Genomic DNA, 14,448 nt, shown 5'->3' on the forward strand with positions numbered 1-14,448 from the left:
GGAGTGTGCGCCATCACAGCCCCCAGCAGCAGCTCCACGGCACCTGACCCGCCCGCGGCCACGGCCGCCGTCGAGCTCCACGGCATCACGAAACGCTTCCCCGGCGTCGTCGCCAACCACGACATCGACATCACCGTGCGCCGCGGCACCGTCCACGCCCTCGTCGGCGAGAACGGCGCGGGCAAGTCCACCCTGATGAAGATCCTCTACGGCATGCAGAAGCCGGACGAGGGCACCATCACGCTCGACGGCGCGCCGGTCACGTTCCACAGCCCGGCCGACGCCATCGCGCGCGGCATCGGCATGGTGCACCAGCACTTCATGCTCGCCGACAACCTCACCGTGCTGGAGAACACCGTGCTGGGCAGCGAGAAGCTGCACGGCATCGGCGAGCGGGCGCGCGCGAAGATCATGGAGCTGTCGGCGGCGTACGGCCTCGGTATCCGCCCCGACGTGCTGGTCGAGGACCTCGGCGTCGCCGACCGGCAGCGGGTGGAGATCCTCAAGGTCCTCTACCGCGGCGCCCGCACCCTCATCCTCGACGAGCCCACCGCCGTGCTCGTCCCGCAGGAGGTCGACGCGCTCTTCGACAACCTGCGCGGGCTGAAGGCCGAGGGCCTGACCGTGCTGTTCATCTCGCACAAGCTCGGCGAGGTGCTGGCCGTCGCGGACGACATCACCGTCATCCGGCGCGGCACCACCGTCGCCTCCGTCAAGCCCGCCGACGTCACCTCCAAGCAGCTCGCCGAGCTGATGGTGGGCAGCGAGCTGCCCACCCCCGAGACCCGTGAGTCGACGGTCACCGGCATACCGATGCTCCAGGTCAACGACCTGCACCTGTCGGCCGTCGACCCCGACGGCGTGACGCGCGAGGTGCTGGACCGCATCTTCTTCACCATCCACAAGGGCGAGGTGCTGGGCATCGCCGGCGTGGAGGGCAACGGCCAGTCCGAGCTGGTCGAGGCGATCATGGGGCTGCGCGACCCGGACGGCGGGAGCATCGTCCTGGACGGCGCCGACATCAGCCACGCCGCCACCCGCAAGCGCCGCGAAGGCGGCATCGGCTACATCCCCGAGGACCGGCAGCGGCACGGCCTGCTGCTGGAGGCCCCGCTCTGGGAGAACCGCATCCTCGGCCACACCACGGAACGCCCCAACAGCCGCGGCGCGCTCATCGACACCGCCGCGGCCCGTAAGGACACGAAGCGGATCGTCGCCGAGTACGACGTCCGCACCCCCGGCATCGACGTCACCGCCGCCTCGCTCTCCGGCGGCAACCAGCAGAAGCTGATCGTCGGCCGGGAGATGAGCCACCGGCCGAAGCTGCTCATCGCCGCCCACCCCACGCGCGGCGTGGACGTCGGGGCGCAGGCGGAGATCTGGGAGCAGATCCGCGAGGCCCGCCGCGAGGGCCTCGCGGTGCTGCTGATCTCCGCGGACCTGGACGAGCTGATCGGGCTCTCCGACACGCTGCGGGTGATGTACCGCGGGCGGCTGGTCGCCGGCGCGGACCCGGCGGCGATCACGCCGGAGGAGCTGGGCAGCGCGATGACGGGCGCAGCGAGCGGACACCTGGAGGACAGCACGGTGGCGAAGGACGCCTCGGTGGCCAAGGACGCCTCGGTGCCGAAACCGCGCGGCGCCGCCACCGGCAACGACGAGCAGGGCGGAGGCCGTCAGCGATGAAACGCCTCGACAGGGACAAGCTGATCACCGCGGTCGGCGCCCCGGTGCTCGCGGTCTTCGCCGCGCTGGTGCTGACCTCGCTGATCATCCTGCTCTCCGGGAAGGACCCGTTCCGGGCCTACCAGGTCATGATCGAGTTCGGCACGACCGACCGCAGCGCCGTCTACATCGTCAACAAGTCGACGATGTTCTTCCTCTCGGCGCTCGCCGTGGCCATCGGCTTCCGGATGAACCTCTTCAACATCGGCGTCGACGGCCAGTACCGCATCGCGGCCTTCTTCGCCGCGGCCGTCGGCGGCGCGCTGTCGCTGCCCGGCATCATCCAGATCCCGGTGATCATCCTGGTCGCCATGGGCGTCGGCGCGATCTGGGCGGGCATCGCGGGTGTGCTGCGCACCACCCGCGGCGTCAGCGAAGTCATCACGACGATCATGCTCAACTCGATCGCCGGCGCCGTCATCGGCTACTACCTCACCGCGGGCCGCCTCGGCGAGAAGGACGGGAACCTCACCCACACCCCCGACCTGCCGTCGTCCGGCCACATCTTCATGTTCGGGACCTCGGTCGGCGACATCAACGGCTTCGTGGTCTTCGCCGTGCTCGCCGGCGTCCTGTACTGGTTCATCCTCAACCGCACCCGCTTCGGCTTCGACCTGCGCAGCGTCGGCCAGTCCGAGACGGCCGCCGCGGCGAGCGGCGTGGACGTCAAGCGCATGATCGTCACCAGCATGGTGCTCTCCGGCGCCGTCGCCGGCCTGGTCGGGATGCCGACGCTGCTCGGCGAGTCGTACAACTACGGCACCGACTTCCCGCTCGGCGTCGGCTTCACCGGCATCGCCATCGCCCTCCTCGGCCGCAACCATCCCGTGGGCATCGCGCTCGGCGCGCTGCTGTGGGCGTTCCTGGAGCGCACCGGCACGCAGCTCGAGTTCGAGGGCTACGACCAGAAGATCGTCGAAGTCATCAAGGGCATCATCGTGCTCTGCGTCGTCATCGCCTACGAGGTCGTGCGCCGCTGGGCGCTGCGGGACCAGCAGCGGCGCGTCGGCGAGGAGCTGGCCCAGGCACGCAAGACGGAGAAGGCGGAGGTGGGCGCGTGAGTACGGTGACCAAGACGGGCGCCGTCACGCCCGCCAAGCGACCGTCGGCCGACGACGGCAGGCGGCGGCTCGGCCTGCCGCAGGTGCTCCTGCTCGTCGCCGCCGGCCTGCTGCTGCTGTCCGCGGTCCGTGCGCTCACCGACACCACCAACCTCACCGCCTCCGCGCAGATCGGCGGCGCGCTCGCGCTGGCCGTGCCGATCGGCCTGGCCGGCCTCGGCGGGCTCTGGGCGGAGCGGTCCGGTGTGATCAACATCGGCCTCGAAGGCATGATGATCCTCGGCACGTTCTTCGCCGGCTGGGTCGGCTGGCAGCACGGGCCGTGGGCGGGCGCGCTCGCCGGGGTGATCGGCGGGGCGCTGGGCGGCCTGGTGCACGCGATGGCCACGGTCACGTTCGGCGTCGATCACATCGTGTCCGGTGTGGCGATCAACATCCTCGCGCTGGGCACGACCCAGTACCTGGCGAAGATCTTCTTCGCGGACGGGGACGCGCTGGCGGCGGGCGGCACCGACAAGCAGTCGCCGCAAGTCGACGACATGCACACGTTCTCCGTCCCCGGGCTCTCCGACTGGCTGGGGGATCTGGAGGAGAAACACTGGTTCTTCGTCTCCGACACCGCCGGGATCCTGGGCGGGCTCACCGGCGACGTGTCGTACCTGATCCTGGTCGCGGCGATCCTCTTCGTGCTCACGTACTACGTGCTGTGGCGCTCGGCGTTCGGGCTGCGGCTGCGGTCCTGCGGCGAGAACCCGGTGGCCGCGGAGTCGCTGGGCGTGAACGTCTACCTGTACAAGTACGCGGCGCTGGCCGTCTCCGGTGCGCTCGCCGGTCTCGGCGGGGCGTTCCTGGTCACCTTCACGCACATCTACCTGGAGGGCCAGACCGGCGGCCGCGGGTACATCGGGCTGGCCTCGATGATCTTCGGTAACTGGCGGCCCGGCGGCACGGCGCTGGCGGCCGGGCTCTTCGGCTTCACCGACAGCCTCCAGCTGCGCGGCGGCGGCGAGGCGGTGCACGCGCTCTTCCTGCTGCTGGCGGTGCTGCTCGCGGCGTACGCGGTGGCGAAGTACGTACGCGGCGGCGCCCGGGCGGCGATAGCGGCGGGCGTCGCCGCGGTGCTCCTCGGAGTGCTGTACGCGGCGACGGACACGGTGCCGCGCGAGGTCGTGGAGGCGACGCCGTACGTCACCACCCTGGTGGTGCTGGCGGTGTTCGCGCAGCGGCTGCGGGTGCCGAAGTGGATCGGCAAACGCTACCGAAGGGGAGAGAGTTCGTGACGTCACCGGAGCCCGAGCGCTGGGAGGCGCTGCGGCAGGCGGCCCGGGACGCGATGTCCCGGGCGTACGCCCCGTACTCGCGGTACCCCGTGGGCGCCGCGGCGCTCGTGGACGACGGCCGTACCGTCGTCGGCTGCAACGTGGAGAACGCCTCGTACGGCGTCGGGCTGTGTGCCGAGTGCGGTCTCGTCTCGGCGCTGCACGCCTCCGGCGGCGGCCGGCTCACCCACTTCACCTGCGTCAACGGCGAGGGGCAGCTCATCCTGCCGTGCGGCCGCTGCCGCCAGTTGCTCAGCGAACACGGCGGCCCCGAGCTGCTCCTCGATACCCCGGCGGGCGTCCGTCCGCTGGCAGAACTGCTGCCGGACGCCTTCGGCCCGTTCGAGTTGTCCAGGATCCGAAGCGGAGGATCGCAGAACTGATGGACGCCATCTCCGTCATCCGCGCGAAGCGCGACCGCGACCGGCTCTCCGACGAGCAGATCGACTGGGTCGTGGCCGCGTACACCCGCGGCGAGGTCGCCGACGAGCAGATGTCCGCGCTGGCCATGGCGATACTGCTCAACGGCATGGACCGCGACGAGATCGCCCGCTGGACCGCGGCGATGATCGCCTCCGGCGAGCGGATGGACTTCACCGCGCTGCCGCGCCCGACCGCCGACAAGCACTCGACGGGCGGCATCGGCGACAAGATCACGCTGCCGCTGGCGCCGCTGGTCGCCGCCTGCGGGGCGGCCGTGCCGCAGTTGTCGGGCCGCGGCCTCGGCCACACCGGCGGCACGCTCGACAAGCTGGAAGCCGTCCCGGGCTGGCAGGCCTCGCTGTCGAACGACGAGATGATGGCGATCCTGCGCGACGTCGGCGCCGTGATCTGCGCCCCGGGATCGGGCCTGGCGCCCGCCGACCGCAAGCTGTACGCGCTGCGGGACGTGACCGGCACGGTGGAGTCGATCCCGCTCATCGCCTCCTCGATCATGTCGAAGAAGATCGCCGAGGGCACGGGCGCGCTGGTGCTGGACGTGAAGGTCGGCTCGGGCGCGTTCATGAAGGACCTGGACAGGGCGCGCGAGCTCGCCGCGACGATGGTGGGCCTGGGCAACGACCACGGGCTGCGTACCGTGGCGCTGCTCACCGACATGTCCACGCCGCTGGGGCTGACGGCGGGCAACGCGCTGGAGGTCCGCGAGTCGCTGGAGGTCCTGGCGGGCGGCGGCCCGGCGGACGTGGTGGAGCTGACGCTCGCGCTGGCCACCGAGATGCTGACGGCGGCGGGCCTGCCCGACGCGGACCCGGCGGCGGCACTGGCGGACGGCTCGGCGATGGACGTCTGGCGCCGCATGATCGCCGCCCAGGGCGGCGACCCGTCGGCCCCGCTCCCCACGGCCCGCGAGACCCACACGGTGCCGGCCCCGGCGACGGGCGTCCTCACGCGCCTGGACGCCTACGCGGTCGGCCTGGCGGCCTGGCGCCTGGGCGCGGGCCGCGCCCGCAAGGAGGACCCGGTGCAGGCGGCGGCGGGCGTGGAACTCCACGCCAAGCCCGGCACGCCGGTGACGGCGGGCCAGCCGCTGCTGACGCTGCACACGGACACCGCGGAGCGGATCCCGGACGCGCTGGAGGCTCTGGAGGCGTCGTACGACGTGGCGCCGCCCGGGGCGGCGGTGAGGCGGGGCCCGCTGATCCTGGACAGGCTGGACTGAACCGGGGTGGTGAGCTGCCGGTTGTCGTCGTCCGTCGACAGCCGGGAACCGCGGCGCCGGGTTTCCGGTGACCGGCCCCCGCGGGAGGGCCTTCGCCGGCCGATCACCGCAGCGATCCGCAGCCGTCCGGGGAAGGGACCGTGGGGCCCCCGGGCGGCTGCGAAGTACCGCATGGCGGCACAAGGCCGAGGCGCCCCGGACACGGTCGTCACCGTCCCGATCGACTCTCCCGTTCAGGGGGCGGCGGTCGCCGTGGACTGCACCTCCCTGACGGCCCGGCGCATCCGCGCGGGGACCTGCCTCGGCACCGTGGAAGACGCGACCATGGCGCGGGTCTTCGCGGCACTGCGCGTGGTGCTCGACCTCCACGGCTGAGCCGCGGTCCGGCGCCGGTCGCGTACCGCTAGAAGCGCCGCGTGATCAGCGCACGCTTGACCTCCTGGATCGCCTTCGTCACCTCGATCCCGCGGGGGCAGGCCTCCGTGCAGTTGAACGTCGTGCGGCAGCGCCACACCCCGTCCCGGTCGTTGAGGATCTCCAGACGCTGTTCCCCCGCCTCGTCCCTGCTGTCGAAGATGAAGCGGTGGGCGTTGACGATCGCCGCCGGGCCGAAGTACTGGCCGTCGTTCCAGTAGACCGGGCACGAGCTGGTGCACGCCGCGCACAGGATGCACTTCGTCGTGTCGTCGAACCGCTCCCGGTCCTCCGCCGACTGGAGGCGTTCGCGCGTCGGCTCGTTGCCGTGGGCCACCAGGAAGGGCATCACGTCGCGGTACGCCTGGAAGAACGGCTCCATGTCGACGATCAGGTCCTTCTGCACCGTCAGGCCCTTTATCGGCTCCACCGTGATCGGCTTCTCCGGTGCGAGGTCCTTGATCAGGGTCTTGCAGGCCAGCCTGTTGCGGCCGTTGATGCGCATCGCGTCGGAGCCGCAGATGCCGTGGGCGCAGGAGCGGCGGAAGGTGAGGGTGCCGTCCATGTCCCACTTGATCTTGTGCAGCGCGTCGAGGACCCGCTCCTTCGGGTCGATCTCGACCCGGAAGTCCTCCCAGTACGCCTCCGCCGCCGCCTCCGGGTTGAACCTGCGGATGCGGAACGTCGCGGTGATGTACGGGGAATCGGCCGGCTCGGGCGATGCGGCTTCGGCCTTGTCCAACACGGGTGTTGCCATCAGTACTTACGCTCCATCGGCTGGTAGCGGGTCTGCACGACCGGCTTGTAGTCGAGCCGGACGGTCTCCGTGCCGTCGTCGCCGACCTCGCGGTACGCCATCGTGTGGCGCATGAAGTTGACGTCGTCGCGGTTCGGGTAGTCCTCGCGGTAGTGGCCGCCCCGGGACTCCTTGCGGGCGAGCGCGGAGATCGCCATGACCTCGGCGAGGTCGAGCAGGTTGCCCAGCTCGATCGCCTCCAGCAGGTCGGTGTTGAACCGCCGGCCCTTGTCCTGGATGCTCACGTTCTTGTACCGCGCGCGCAGCTCCGCGAGCTTCTCGACCGCCTCCTTGATGGTCTGCTCCGTGCGGAAGACCATCACGTTCTTGTCCATCGTCTCCTGCAGCTCGCGCCGCAGCTCCGACACCCGCTCCTTGCCCGCCGCGTCGCGCAGCCGCTCCACCTCGCCGGCCACGAACGCCGCCGGGTCCTCGGGCAGTTCGACGTGGTCCGCGGTCGCCGCGAACTCCGCCGCGGCGATGCCCGCGCGGCGGCCGAAGACGTTGATGTCGAGCAGCGAGTTGGTGCCCAGCCGGTTGGCGCCGTGCACGGAGACGCAGGCGACCTCCCCGGCCGCGTACAGCCCGGGGACGACCGTGGTGTTGTCCGCCAGCACCTCGCCGCGCACGTTGGTGGGGATACCGCCCATCGCGTAGTGCGCGGTCGGCTGGATCGGGATCGGGTCGGTGTACGGCTCGATCCCCAGGTACGTACGCGCGAACTCCGTGATGTCCGGCAGCTTCGCGTCCAGTTGCTCCGGCGGCAGGTGGGTGAGGTCCAGGTAGACGTGGTCGCCCTCGGGGCCGCAGCCGCGGCCCTCGCGGATCTCGGTGTAGATCGCGCGGGAGACGACGTCGCGCGAGGCGAGGTCCTTCATGACGGGCGCGTACTTCTCCATGAAGCGCTCGCCGTCCTTGTTGCGCAGGATGCCGCCCTCGCCGCGCGCCCCTTCGGTGAGCAGGATGCCCATCCGCCAGATGCCGGTCGGGTGGAACTGGAAGAACTCCATGTCCTCCAGGGGCAGCCCGCGGCGGAACACCGACGCCTGGCCGTCGCCGGTCAGGGTGTGGGCGTTCGAGGTGACCTTGAAGAACTTGCCGTTGCCGCCCGAGGCGTAGACGACGGCCTTGGCCTGGAAGACGTGGATCTCACCGGTGGCCAGCTCGTACGCGACCACGCCGGCCGACCGCTTCACGCCGTCGACCTCGACGATGAGCTGGTCGAGGACGTAGAACTCGTTGAAGAACTCCACGCCCTCCTTCACGCAGTTCTGGTAGAGCGTCTGCAGGATCATGTGGCCGGTGCGGTCCGCCGCGTAGCACGCGCGCCGCACCGGCGCCTCGCCGTGGTTGCGCGAGTGGCCGCCGAAGCGGCGCTGGTCGATGCGGCCCTGCGGGGTCCGGTTGAAGGGCAGGCCCATCTTCTCCAGGTCGAGGACCGCGTCGATGGCCTCCTTCGCCAGGATCTCGGCGGCGTCCTGGTCGACCAGGTAGTCGCCGCCCTTGATGGTGTCGAAGGTGTGCCACTCCCAGTTGTCCTCCTCGACGTTCGCGAGGGCGGCGGCCATGCCGCCCTGCGCGGCGCCGGTGTGGGAGCGCGTCGGGTACAGCTTGGTCAGCACGGCGGTACGGCTGCGCTTCGTCGCCTCGATGGCGGCGCGCATGCCGGCGCCGCCCGCGCCGACGATCACGGTGTCGTACTTGTGGATCTGCATGAGGGGAACCTCTTCGCCGCGTCAGCGGATGTTCGGGTCGAAGGTGAAGATCACCAACGTGCCCAGGAGGACGGTGAAGACCGTGGCGGCGTACAGCAGCATCTTCAGCCAGAAGCGGGTGCCGTCGCGCTCGGCGTAGTCGTTGATGACCGTGCGCAGCCCGTTGGCGCCGTGCAGCATCGCGAGCCAGAGCATGAGCAGGTCCCAGCCCTGCCAGAAGGGGGACGCCCAGCGGCCGGCGACGAAGGCGAAGCTGACCTTGCTGACGCCGCCGTCCAGCACCAACTGGATCAGCAGGTGGCCGACGACCAGGACCGCGAGCACGATCCCCGACAGCCGCATGAACACCCAGCCGTACAGCTCGAAGTTGGTGCGGGTACGGGAGGTGGACCGGGCGGTGCGCGGGGTGCGGGCGCGCGGGGGCTCGATGAGCGGGGCGGGGTTGTCGGCGGAGTACGCGGCGGTGGAGCCGGTCAGCTCGACATCGGAGATGGTCATGGTCGTCAGCTCCCGAACACATCGCGCGCGGCGTGGCCGAGCACCGGATAGATCGCCCCGGCCATGAGCACTGCCCAGATCCCGACCACGGTCCACAGCATCGGCTTCTGCAGCCGGACGCCCTTCGACCAGAAGTCGACGGCGACGACGCGCAGCCCGTTGAGGGCGTGGAAGAGGACGGCGGCGACGAGCCCGTACTCCAGCAGCGACACGATCGGCGTCTTGTACGTGGCCACCACGTCGTCGTACGCCTCGGGGGAGACCCGCACCAGGGCGGTGTCGAGGACGTGGACGAACAGGAAGAAAAAGATGAGGACGCCGGTGACGCGGTGCGCCACCCAGGACCACATGCCTTCCCGGCCGCGGTAGAGCGTTCCAGCCGGCACGGAAAAACCCTCCGGATACTGATCGGGGGCCGGCCGTCAGGGCTCGGGTAGTGCACTGTCGGTCATGACCCGGCCGGGTACGGTCCACCGGCCTTCGCCATCGTAGCGACGGTGCGTCGGCACACCGGTCATGGGGGTGCAGGTGTGATCAATCAGGCACGCACGTGGCCTAGCCGGTGACCACGGCCGGAGCGGAACGCCCGGGCCCGGTTCCCGGCCGGGCCGGCGCGCACGGAAGCCTCACGGCGGCCAGGCGGCCAGCAGATCCCGGGGGCCGTAGGCGGCGTCCAGCCCGGGGCAGTCGACTCCGCTGCGCGACACCGCCACGGCCGGAACGGGCTCGCCGGTGAGGGCGGCGCGGTGGCGCTGGAGAGCGGCCAGGTCGTGCCGGTCGAAGGGCGACTGCTCCAGCCACTTGACGGAGCCGACGAAGAGCAGCTCCCCGGCCACGGGGGCGCGGTCCGCCCCGACGATGTCGATCTCGACGTCGTTGGTACGGGTCCAGAAGCCGCCCACCGCGGGGGCCGCTGGCAGCCTGCCGTCGGGCAGCATCCGCGCCAACGCCTCACGGACGAGGGGCTCGACGGCCCGGCCGCGCCAGCTCGTCCAGCTCTCCCGGATGCGTACCAGGGTCAGATCACCGCGCCCCCGCTCGATCTCCTCCATGGACGGTCCGAGGAAGCGCAGCCAGAAACGCAGGTACGGATCCGCCACCCGGTAGCGGCGGTCCTTCGACGGGCGCAGCGATACGGGCAGCTCCCGGGCGACGATGCGCTTGTCCGTCAGCAGATCAAGCGCCCGCTGCAGCGGCGTGGCCCCGATCCCGCCGGCGGCCCGGGCGATGTTGGTGAAGGTCCGCTCGCCGCTTCCGATGGCCGCCAGCACCGTACGCGCCTGAGCCTGCGGGGGGAACTCGGCGGCCAGCGAGCGCTCGGCCGACACCAGCAGCGGCGAGACCGGATCCCCCAGTGCCTCGCCCAGGAAGTCCCACAGCCCCGCGCCGTGCGGCCAGTCCGCGCAGATCAGCGGCAGCCCGCCGGTGACCAGCGCCGCGTCGAACGCCTCCGCCGGCTCCAGCCCGAGCATGCTCCCCACCTCGGCGGGGTTCAGCGGCCCCAGCACCATCTCCCGGCCGCGCTGGTGGAACGGCCGCCCGTAGGCGTTCAGCGCCTCCATCATCGACAGATCGGAGCCGATCAGGACCAGCAGCACCGGCCTGGTCTCCAGCACCCGGTCCCAGGCACGCTGCAGCATGCCCTCGAAGGCGCCGTCGGCGTCCATCAGGTACGGCACCTCGTCGATGACCAGCACGCTCGCCCGGTCGGCGGGCAGCGCCGCGGCCAGCACGTCGAACGCGGCGTCCCAGCTCTCCGGCCGCGCGGCGGCCACCAGCCCCGCCGACGGCAGCGTGGACACCCGCGCGTCACGGGCCAGCCGTGCCAGATCGGTACCCGGGGAGGCACCGGTCGCCGCGTAGAACAGGAACGGAGCCCCGGAGCGCTCCACGAACCGCTCGACCAGCCGCGACTTCCCCACCCGGCGCCGCCCGCGCAGCATCACGCACCGACCGGGCCGCTCCCCGCCGATGCCCGCCGCCACCTTCTGCAGCTCTCGCTCCAGCGTCGCCAGTTCCTGCCGGCGGCCCACGAAATCCACCACCGCTGCCGACCTCCACGCCTGTTACTAACATTTGGATTAGTAACATCGATGTTAGCACTATAGCGGGTGAGGTGGCCGGGCGCGGCCGGAGGGCCGTTACGGGTGGGTGGGCGTGTCGGGGGCCAGCATGCGGGTGAGGCGGGCGCGGGCCCGGCGGCGGAGTTCTTCGGCGGCCACCAGACGTTCCTCGTCGGGCTCGTTGCCGAGGCGGGTGCGGAGGGCGTCCAGGGTGTGGTCCAGGCGCTCGTCCTCCGAGCAGCCGTCGAGGCAGAGGACGAAGGAGTGGCCGAAGCGGCTCTCGTACGCGGCGTGCGCCGCCCGCAGCGCCGTCCGCTCGGCGGGGCCCGCGGCCGGGGGCAGGACGGTGGTGTCGTCGGTCAGGGCGCCCGCGACGGCGCCGGGGGCGAGGTCGTAGCTGGCCTCGTCGGCGGCGGCGAGCAGGGCGTCGAGGTCGGGGTACGGGCGGTGGGCGGTGAGGCGGCGGGCCCAGTGGTGGTCGTCGAGGCAGTCGAGGAGCGCGCGCTCGGCGTCGGCGGCGGAGGCCGCGTTGAAGGCCGCCAGGCGGTTCGGGTCGGCGGCAGCACCGGCGGCGCGGGTCGCGCGAGGGGTCGGTGTGGGCAGGGTGGCTCCCTGGGGCGTGCCGGGTGCGCGGGCGCGTACCGGCGACGGCTACGGTCGAACAGCGCTGCGCCACGCTAACGGCCGGAACCGAACGTTACGGTCGTACCGGCCGAGTGTTCACCCGTATGAGGAGGTTTGCCGGGAGTGAAGTCGACGGAATCCTGATCACCCCACGCCCGCCGTGGCCCCCCGGAAGGTCCCCCACACCATGCGATTCCCCCCGCGTATGCCCCGCCCCCCGCGCCGGTCCCCCGCCGGCCGGCACGCCCGTCACCGCCCCGGAGCGCTCCGCGCCCTCCGGGGGCCCCGCAGGGCGCTGTACTGGGCCGTGGGCGCCGCCCTGGCCGCCACCGCCGTGCTCCTCGCCCTGCTCCCCGTGCTCGGCGGCGGAGACGGCGACGGCGGCCCCCACCGCGGCACCGGCGCCGCCGCCGACCGCACCGCGGGCGGCGGCACCCCGCCGGCGACGGCCGCCGGGGAGGACCGCACCCGGCCCCGCGCCGACCGCTCGAAGCCGCTCCCGGATCCCCGCACCGTCCCCGCCGTCCGCTCCTTCGAGCGCACCGGGGGCACCGGCTGGCGGCCCGCCGACGACGCCCGCGTCATCGCCGAGGACGGCGAGCTGACCGGCGAGTCCATGCGCCTCGCCGGCGAACTCGGCATGGGCTACGCCGACGACGACGGCGACCGGTCCACGGCGCTCGGGCGACGCGAGGGCGACATCCGCCTCCGGCTCCAACCCCGCCGCACCGGCGGCCCCGAGGCGTACCGCGTCGACGTCGCCGACGGCCGCGCCACCGTCACCGCCGCCACCGACACCGGCGTCTTCTACGGCACCCGCACCCTCCTGCAGGCCGCGCGCGCCGACGGCGGCGTGCCGCCCGGCCGCATCGACGACCGCCCCGACCGCCCCCAGCGCGGGCTCATGGTCGACATCGCCCGCAAGCACTACAGCGCCGCGTGGCTGGCCGACCGGCTCCGGGAGATGGCCGACCTCAAGCTCAACCAGCTCCACCTCCACCTCTCCGACGACCAGGCGTTCCGGATCGAGAGCGAGAGCCACCCCGAGGTGGTCTCCGACCCGCACCTCACCAAGGCCGAGGTCGAGGGCCTGCTGAAACTCGCCGCGGACCTCCACATCACCGTCATCCCCGAGATCGACTCCCCCGGCCACCTCGGCGCCGTCCTCGACGCCCACCCGGACCTGCAACTGAAGACCGCGGAGGGCACGCCGGTGGAGGGCGCGATCGACATCTCCAAGCCGCGCGCGGCCAGCCTCGTGGACGACCTGCTGACGGAGTACGCGAAGCTCTTCCCCGGCCCGTACATGCACATCGGCGGCGACGAGTACGTGGCGCTGATGGCGAGCGACCCCGAGGCCCGCTACCCGCGCCTGGCCGCCGCCGCCCGCGAACGCTTCGGCGCCGGCGCGGTCGTCGCCGACCTCAACGCCTCCTGGCTGAACGAGCGTGCGGACACGGTCAGGAAGCACGGCAAGAAGGTCAAGGCGTGGAACGACGGCTTCATCGCGGGCGCGAAGGTCCGTCCGGACCACAACCGCGAGGTCGAGTACTGGACGGGCAGGGAGGCGTTCGCACGCGACCCGCAGGCGTTCCTGGAAGACGGGTGGCGGCTGGTCAACCTCAACGACGAGTACCTGTACTACGTCCTGGGCCAGCCCAACGACTTCATCTACCCCACGGGCGAGCGGATCTACGAGGAGTGGACTCCCGCCGTGCTGCGCGGGACCCGGCCGGTGCCGAAGCGGCTGGCGGGTCCGGAGAAGGTGCTGGGCGCCCGGTTCGCGGTCTGGGGCGACCTGGCGGACGCCCAGACGCCGCAGCAGGTGGCGCGGGGCATCAGGCTGCCGCTGGCGGCGCTGGCGCAGAAGGTGTGGGACCCGCGCAAGCCGCGGCTGGAGTGGAGGCAGTTCGCGGATCTGGCGGAGAAGGTGAGGGGCGGGGGCTGAGGGCGTACGGCGACGGGCCGCACGCATGCCGCAAGGGCCGCCCCCGTCCGGGGACGGCCCCTCGCCGGCGAAGCCGTGGGCGCCGGCGCCTCACGGCGCCGGTTCCACCCCCAGCCGCCCGGCGGCCGGCGTGCCCAGCGCGTCGCCGGCCCCGGAGGCGGCCGGCACCGAGCCGGTGGCCTGGTGGACGATCTGCTTGCCCGTGGCCGTCAGCCGGTTCGCGGAGCCCTTCAGCAGGGTGACCTGGCCGCCGGTGTTCGCCGCCGGCTCGCCCGCGAAGGGCCGGCCGACCACGAGGTCGGCGCGCCCAGGGTCAGCCAGGCACGTCTGCGCAGGCTCAGCGGCCGTTACGCATGGGATCTTCGCGGACTCACATTCCGCCCCCTCGGTTCACGTCCGACGTCGCTCACGTCTGACAGTGAGGATGTAGGTGAGCGTTCCCCGGCGGGGTCTGACCCAACGCCTGACTGACTCAGGGTCTTCAACGGGATCTGTCGGCCCTGTCCGGGGGACGTTCGCCTGCATCCGTCGGGCCGGGGGACGTGACTTCATAAGAGCCTGGCCAGAGGCCCCATCACTGTCTTGTCCGCCCTCCCGGCCGACGGGTGCCAACCCACCCGGTCGA

Annotated in this window: 14 protein-coding genes; 7 read left to right on the forward strand and 7 right to left on the reverse strand. The window is 72.1% G+C overall.

Features of this window, described 5'->3' with window-relative positions:
- Positions 1 to 3: 3 nt before the first annotated feature.
- From I003_RS0111495 to I003_RS0111520, 6 genes are all read left to right on the forward strand, one after another.
- The gene (locus I003_RS0111495; protein ID WP_027771667.1) at positions 4 to 1,686 is read left to right on the forward strand and encodes an ABC transporter ATP-binding protein; all 1,683 of its coding nucleotides are present in this window, start codon (positions 4 to 6) and stop codon (positions 1,684 to 1,686) included.
- The gene (locus I003_RS0111500) at positions 1,683 to 2,786 is read left to right on the forward strand and encodes an ABC transporter permease (protein WP_027771668.1); all 1,104 of its coding nucleotides are present in this window, start codon (positions 1,683 to 1,685) and stop codon (positions 2,784 to 2,786) included. Before I003_RS0111495 ends, I003_RS0111500 begins: the two co-directional genes overlap by 4 nt.
- Positions 2,783 to 4,066, forward strand: coding sequence for an ABC transporter permease (locus tag I003_RS0111505; RefSeq protein ID WP_027771669.1), 1,284 nt, complete (start codon positions 2,783 to 2,785; stop codon positions 4,064 to 4,066). Before I003_RS0111500 ends, I003_RS0111505 begins: the two co-directional genes overlap by 4 nt.
- Positions 4,063 to 4,488: a cytidine deaminase gene (locus tag I003_RS0111510; RefSeq protein ID WP_027771670.1), complete on the forward strand. Its 426-nt coding sequence runs from the start codon at positions 4,063 to 4,065 to the stop codon at positions 4,486 to 4,488. Before I003_RS0111505 ends, I003_RS0111510 begins: the two co-directional genes overlap by 4 nt.
- Positions 4,488 to 5,765: a thymidine phosphorylase gene (locus I003_RS0111515; protein ID WP_027771671.1), complete on the forward strand. Its 1,278-nt coding sequence runs from the start codon at positions 4,488 to 4,490 to the stop codon at positions 5,763 to 5,765. The genes I003_RS0111510 and I003_RS0111515 overlap by 1 nt, the downstream gene beginning before the upstream one ends.
- A gap of 171 nt (positions 5,766 to 5,936) precedes the next feature.
- Positions 5,937 to 6,140: a hypothetical protein gene (locus I003_RS0111520; protein ID WP_027771672.1), complete on the forward strand. Its 204-nt coding sequence runs from the start codon at positions 5,937 to 5,939 to the stop codon at positions 6,138 to 6,140.
- 28 nt (positions 6,141 to 6,168) lie between these two features.
- On the opposite strand, the gene I003_RS0111525 is transcribed toward I003_RS0111520, so the two are convergent.
- The 6 genes from I003_RS0111525 to I003_RS34725 form a co-directional block, all read right to left on the reverse strand.
- Complete coding sequence (locus I003_RS0111525) at positions 6,169 to 6,936, reverse strand: succinate dehydrogenase iron-sulfur subunit (RefSeq protein ID WP_027771673.1); 768 nt, start codon at positions 6,934 to 6,936, stop codon at positions 6,169 to 6,171.
- Positions 6,936 to 8,690, reverse strand: coding sequence for a succinate dehydrogenase flavoprotein subunit (gene sdhA / locus I003_RS0111530; protein WP_027771674.1), 1,755 nt, complete (start codon positions 8,688 to 8,690; stop codon positions 6,936 to 6,938). The genes I003_RS0111525 and sdhA overlap by 1 nt, the downstream gene beginning before the upstream one ends.
- A gap of 21 nt (positions 8,691 to 8,711) precedes the next feature.
- Complete coding sequence (locus I003_RS0111535) at positions 8,712 to 9,188, reverse strand: succinate dehydrogenase hydrophobic membrane anchor subunit (RefSeq protein WP_051368191.1); 477 nt, start codon at positions 9,186 to 9,188, stop codon at positions 8,712 to 8,714.
- Positions 9,189 to 9,193: 5 nt separating this feature from the next.
- Positions 9,194 to 9,574, reverse strand: coding sequence for a succinate dehydrogenase, cytochrome b556 subunit (gene sdhC / locus I003_RS0111540; protein ID WP_037720642.1), 381 nt, complete (start codon positions 9,572 to 9,574; stop codon positions 9,194 to 9,196).
- Between the two features lie 240 nt (positions 9,575 to 9,814).
- A complete protein-coding gene (locus tag I003_RS0111545) occupies positions 9,815 to 11,233 on the reverse strand; it encodes an ATP-binding protein (protein ID WP_027771677.1) in 1,419 nt (472 codons plus the stop codon).
- Positions 11,234 to 11,329: 96 nt separating this feature from the next.
- A complete protein-coding gene (locus tag I003_RS34725; protein ID WP_078563929.1) occupies positions 11,330 to 11,854 on the reverse strand; it encodes a 2-oxo-4-hydroxy-4-carboxy-5-ureidoimidazoline decarboxylase in 525 nt (174 codons plus the stop codon).
- 208 nt (positions 11,855 to 12,062) lie between these two features.
- Between I003_RS34725 and I003_RS0111555 the strand changes: the two genes are divergently transcribed.
- On the forward strand, positions 12,063 to 13,823 hold the full coding sequence (locus tag I003_RS0111555; RefSeq protein ID WP_027771679.1) for a beta-N-acetylhexosaminidase: 1,761 nt from the start codon (positions 12,063 to 12,065) through the stop codon (positions 13,821 to 13,823).
- 90 nt (positions 13,824 to 13,913) lie between these two features.
- On the opposite strand, the gene I003_RS0111560 is transcribed toward I003_RS0111555, so the two are convergent.
- The gene (locus I003_RS0111560; RefSeq protein WP_027771680.1) at positions 13,914 to 14,117 is read right to left on the reverse strand and encodes a hypothetical protein; all 204 of its coding nucleotides are present in this window, start codon (positions 14,115 to 14,117) and stop codon (positions 13,914 to 13,916) included.
- Positions 14,118 to 14,448 lie beyond the last annotated feature (331 nt).

The organism is Streptomyces sp. CNQ329, assembly GCF_000482585.1.

Excerpts from the sequence above, each read along its gene's own strand:
- I003_RS0111535 (WP_051368191.1), bottom strand. The coding sequence starts at position 9,188 with ATGACCATCTCCGATGTCGAGCTGACCGGCTCCACCGCCGCGTACTCC.
- I003_RS0111520 (WP_027771672.1), top strand. The coding sequence starts at position 5,937 with ATGGCGGCACAAGGCCGAGGCGCCCCGGACACGGTCGTCACCGTCCCG.
- I003_RS0111525 (WP_027771673.1), bottom strand. The coding sequence starts at position 6,936 with ATGGCAACACCCGTGTTGGACAAGGCCGAAGCCGCATCGCCCGAGCCG.
- I003_RS0111500 (WP_027771668.1), top strand. The coding sequence starts at position 1,683 with ATGAAACGCCTCGACAGGGACAAGCTGATCACCGCGGTCGGCGCCCCG.
- sdhA (WP_027771674.1), bottom strand. The coding sequence starts at position 8,690 with ATGCAGATCCACAAGTACGACACCGTGATCGTCGGCGCGGGCGGCGCC.
- I003_RS0111515 (WP_027771671.1), top strand. The coding sequence starts at position 4,488 with ATGGACGCCATCTCCGTCATCCGCGCGAAGCGCGACCGCGACCGGCTC.
- I003_RS0111555 (WP_027771679.1), top strand. The coding sequence starts at position 12,063 with ATGCGATTCCCCCCGCGTATGCCCCGCCCCCCGCGCCGGTCCCCCGCC.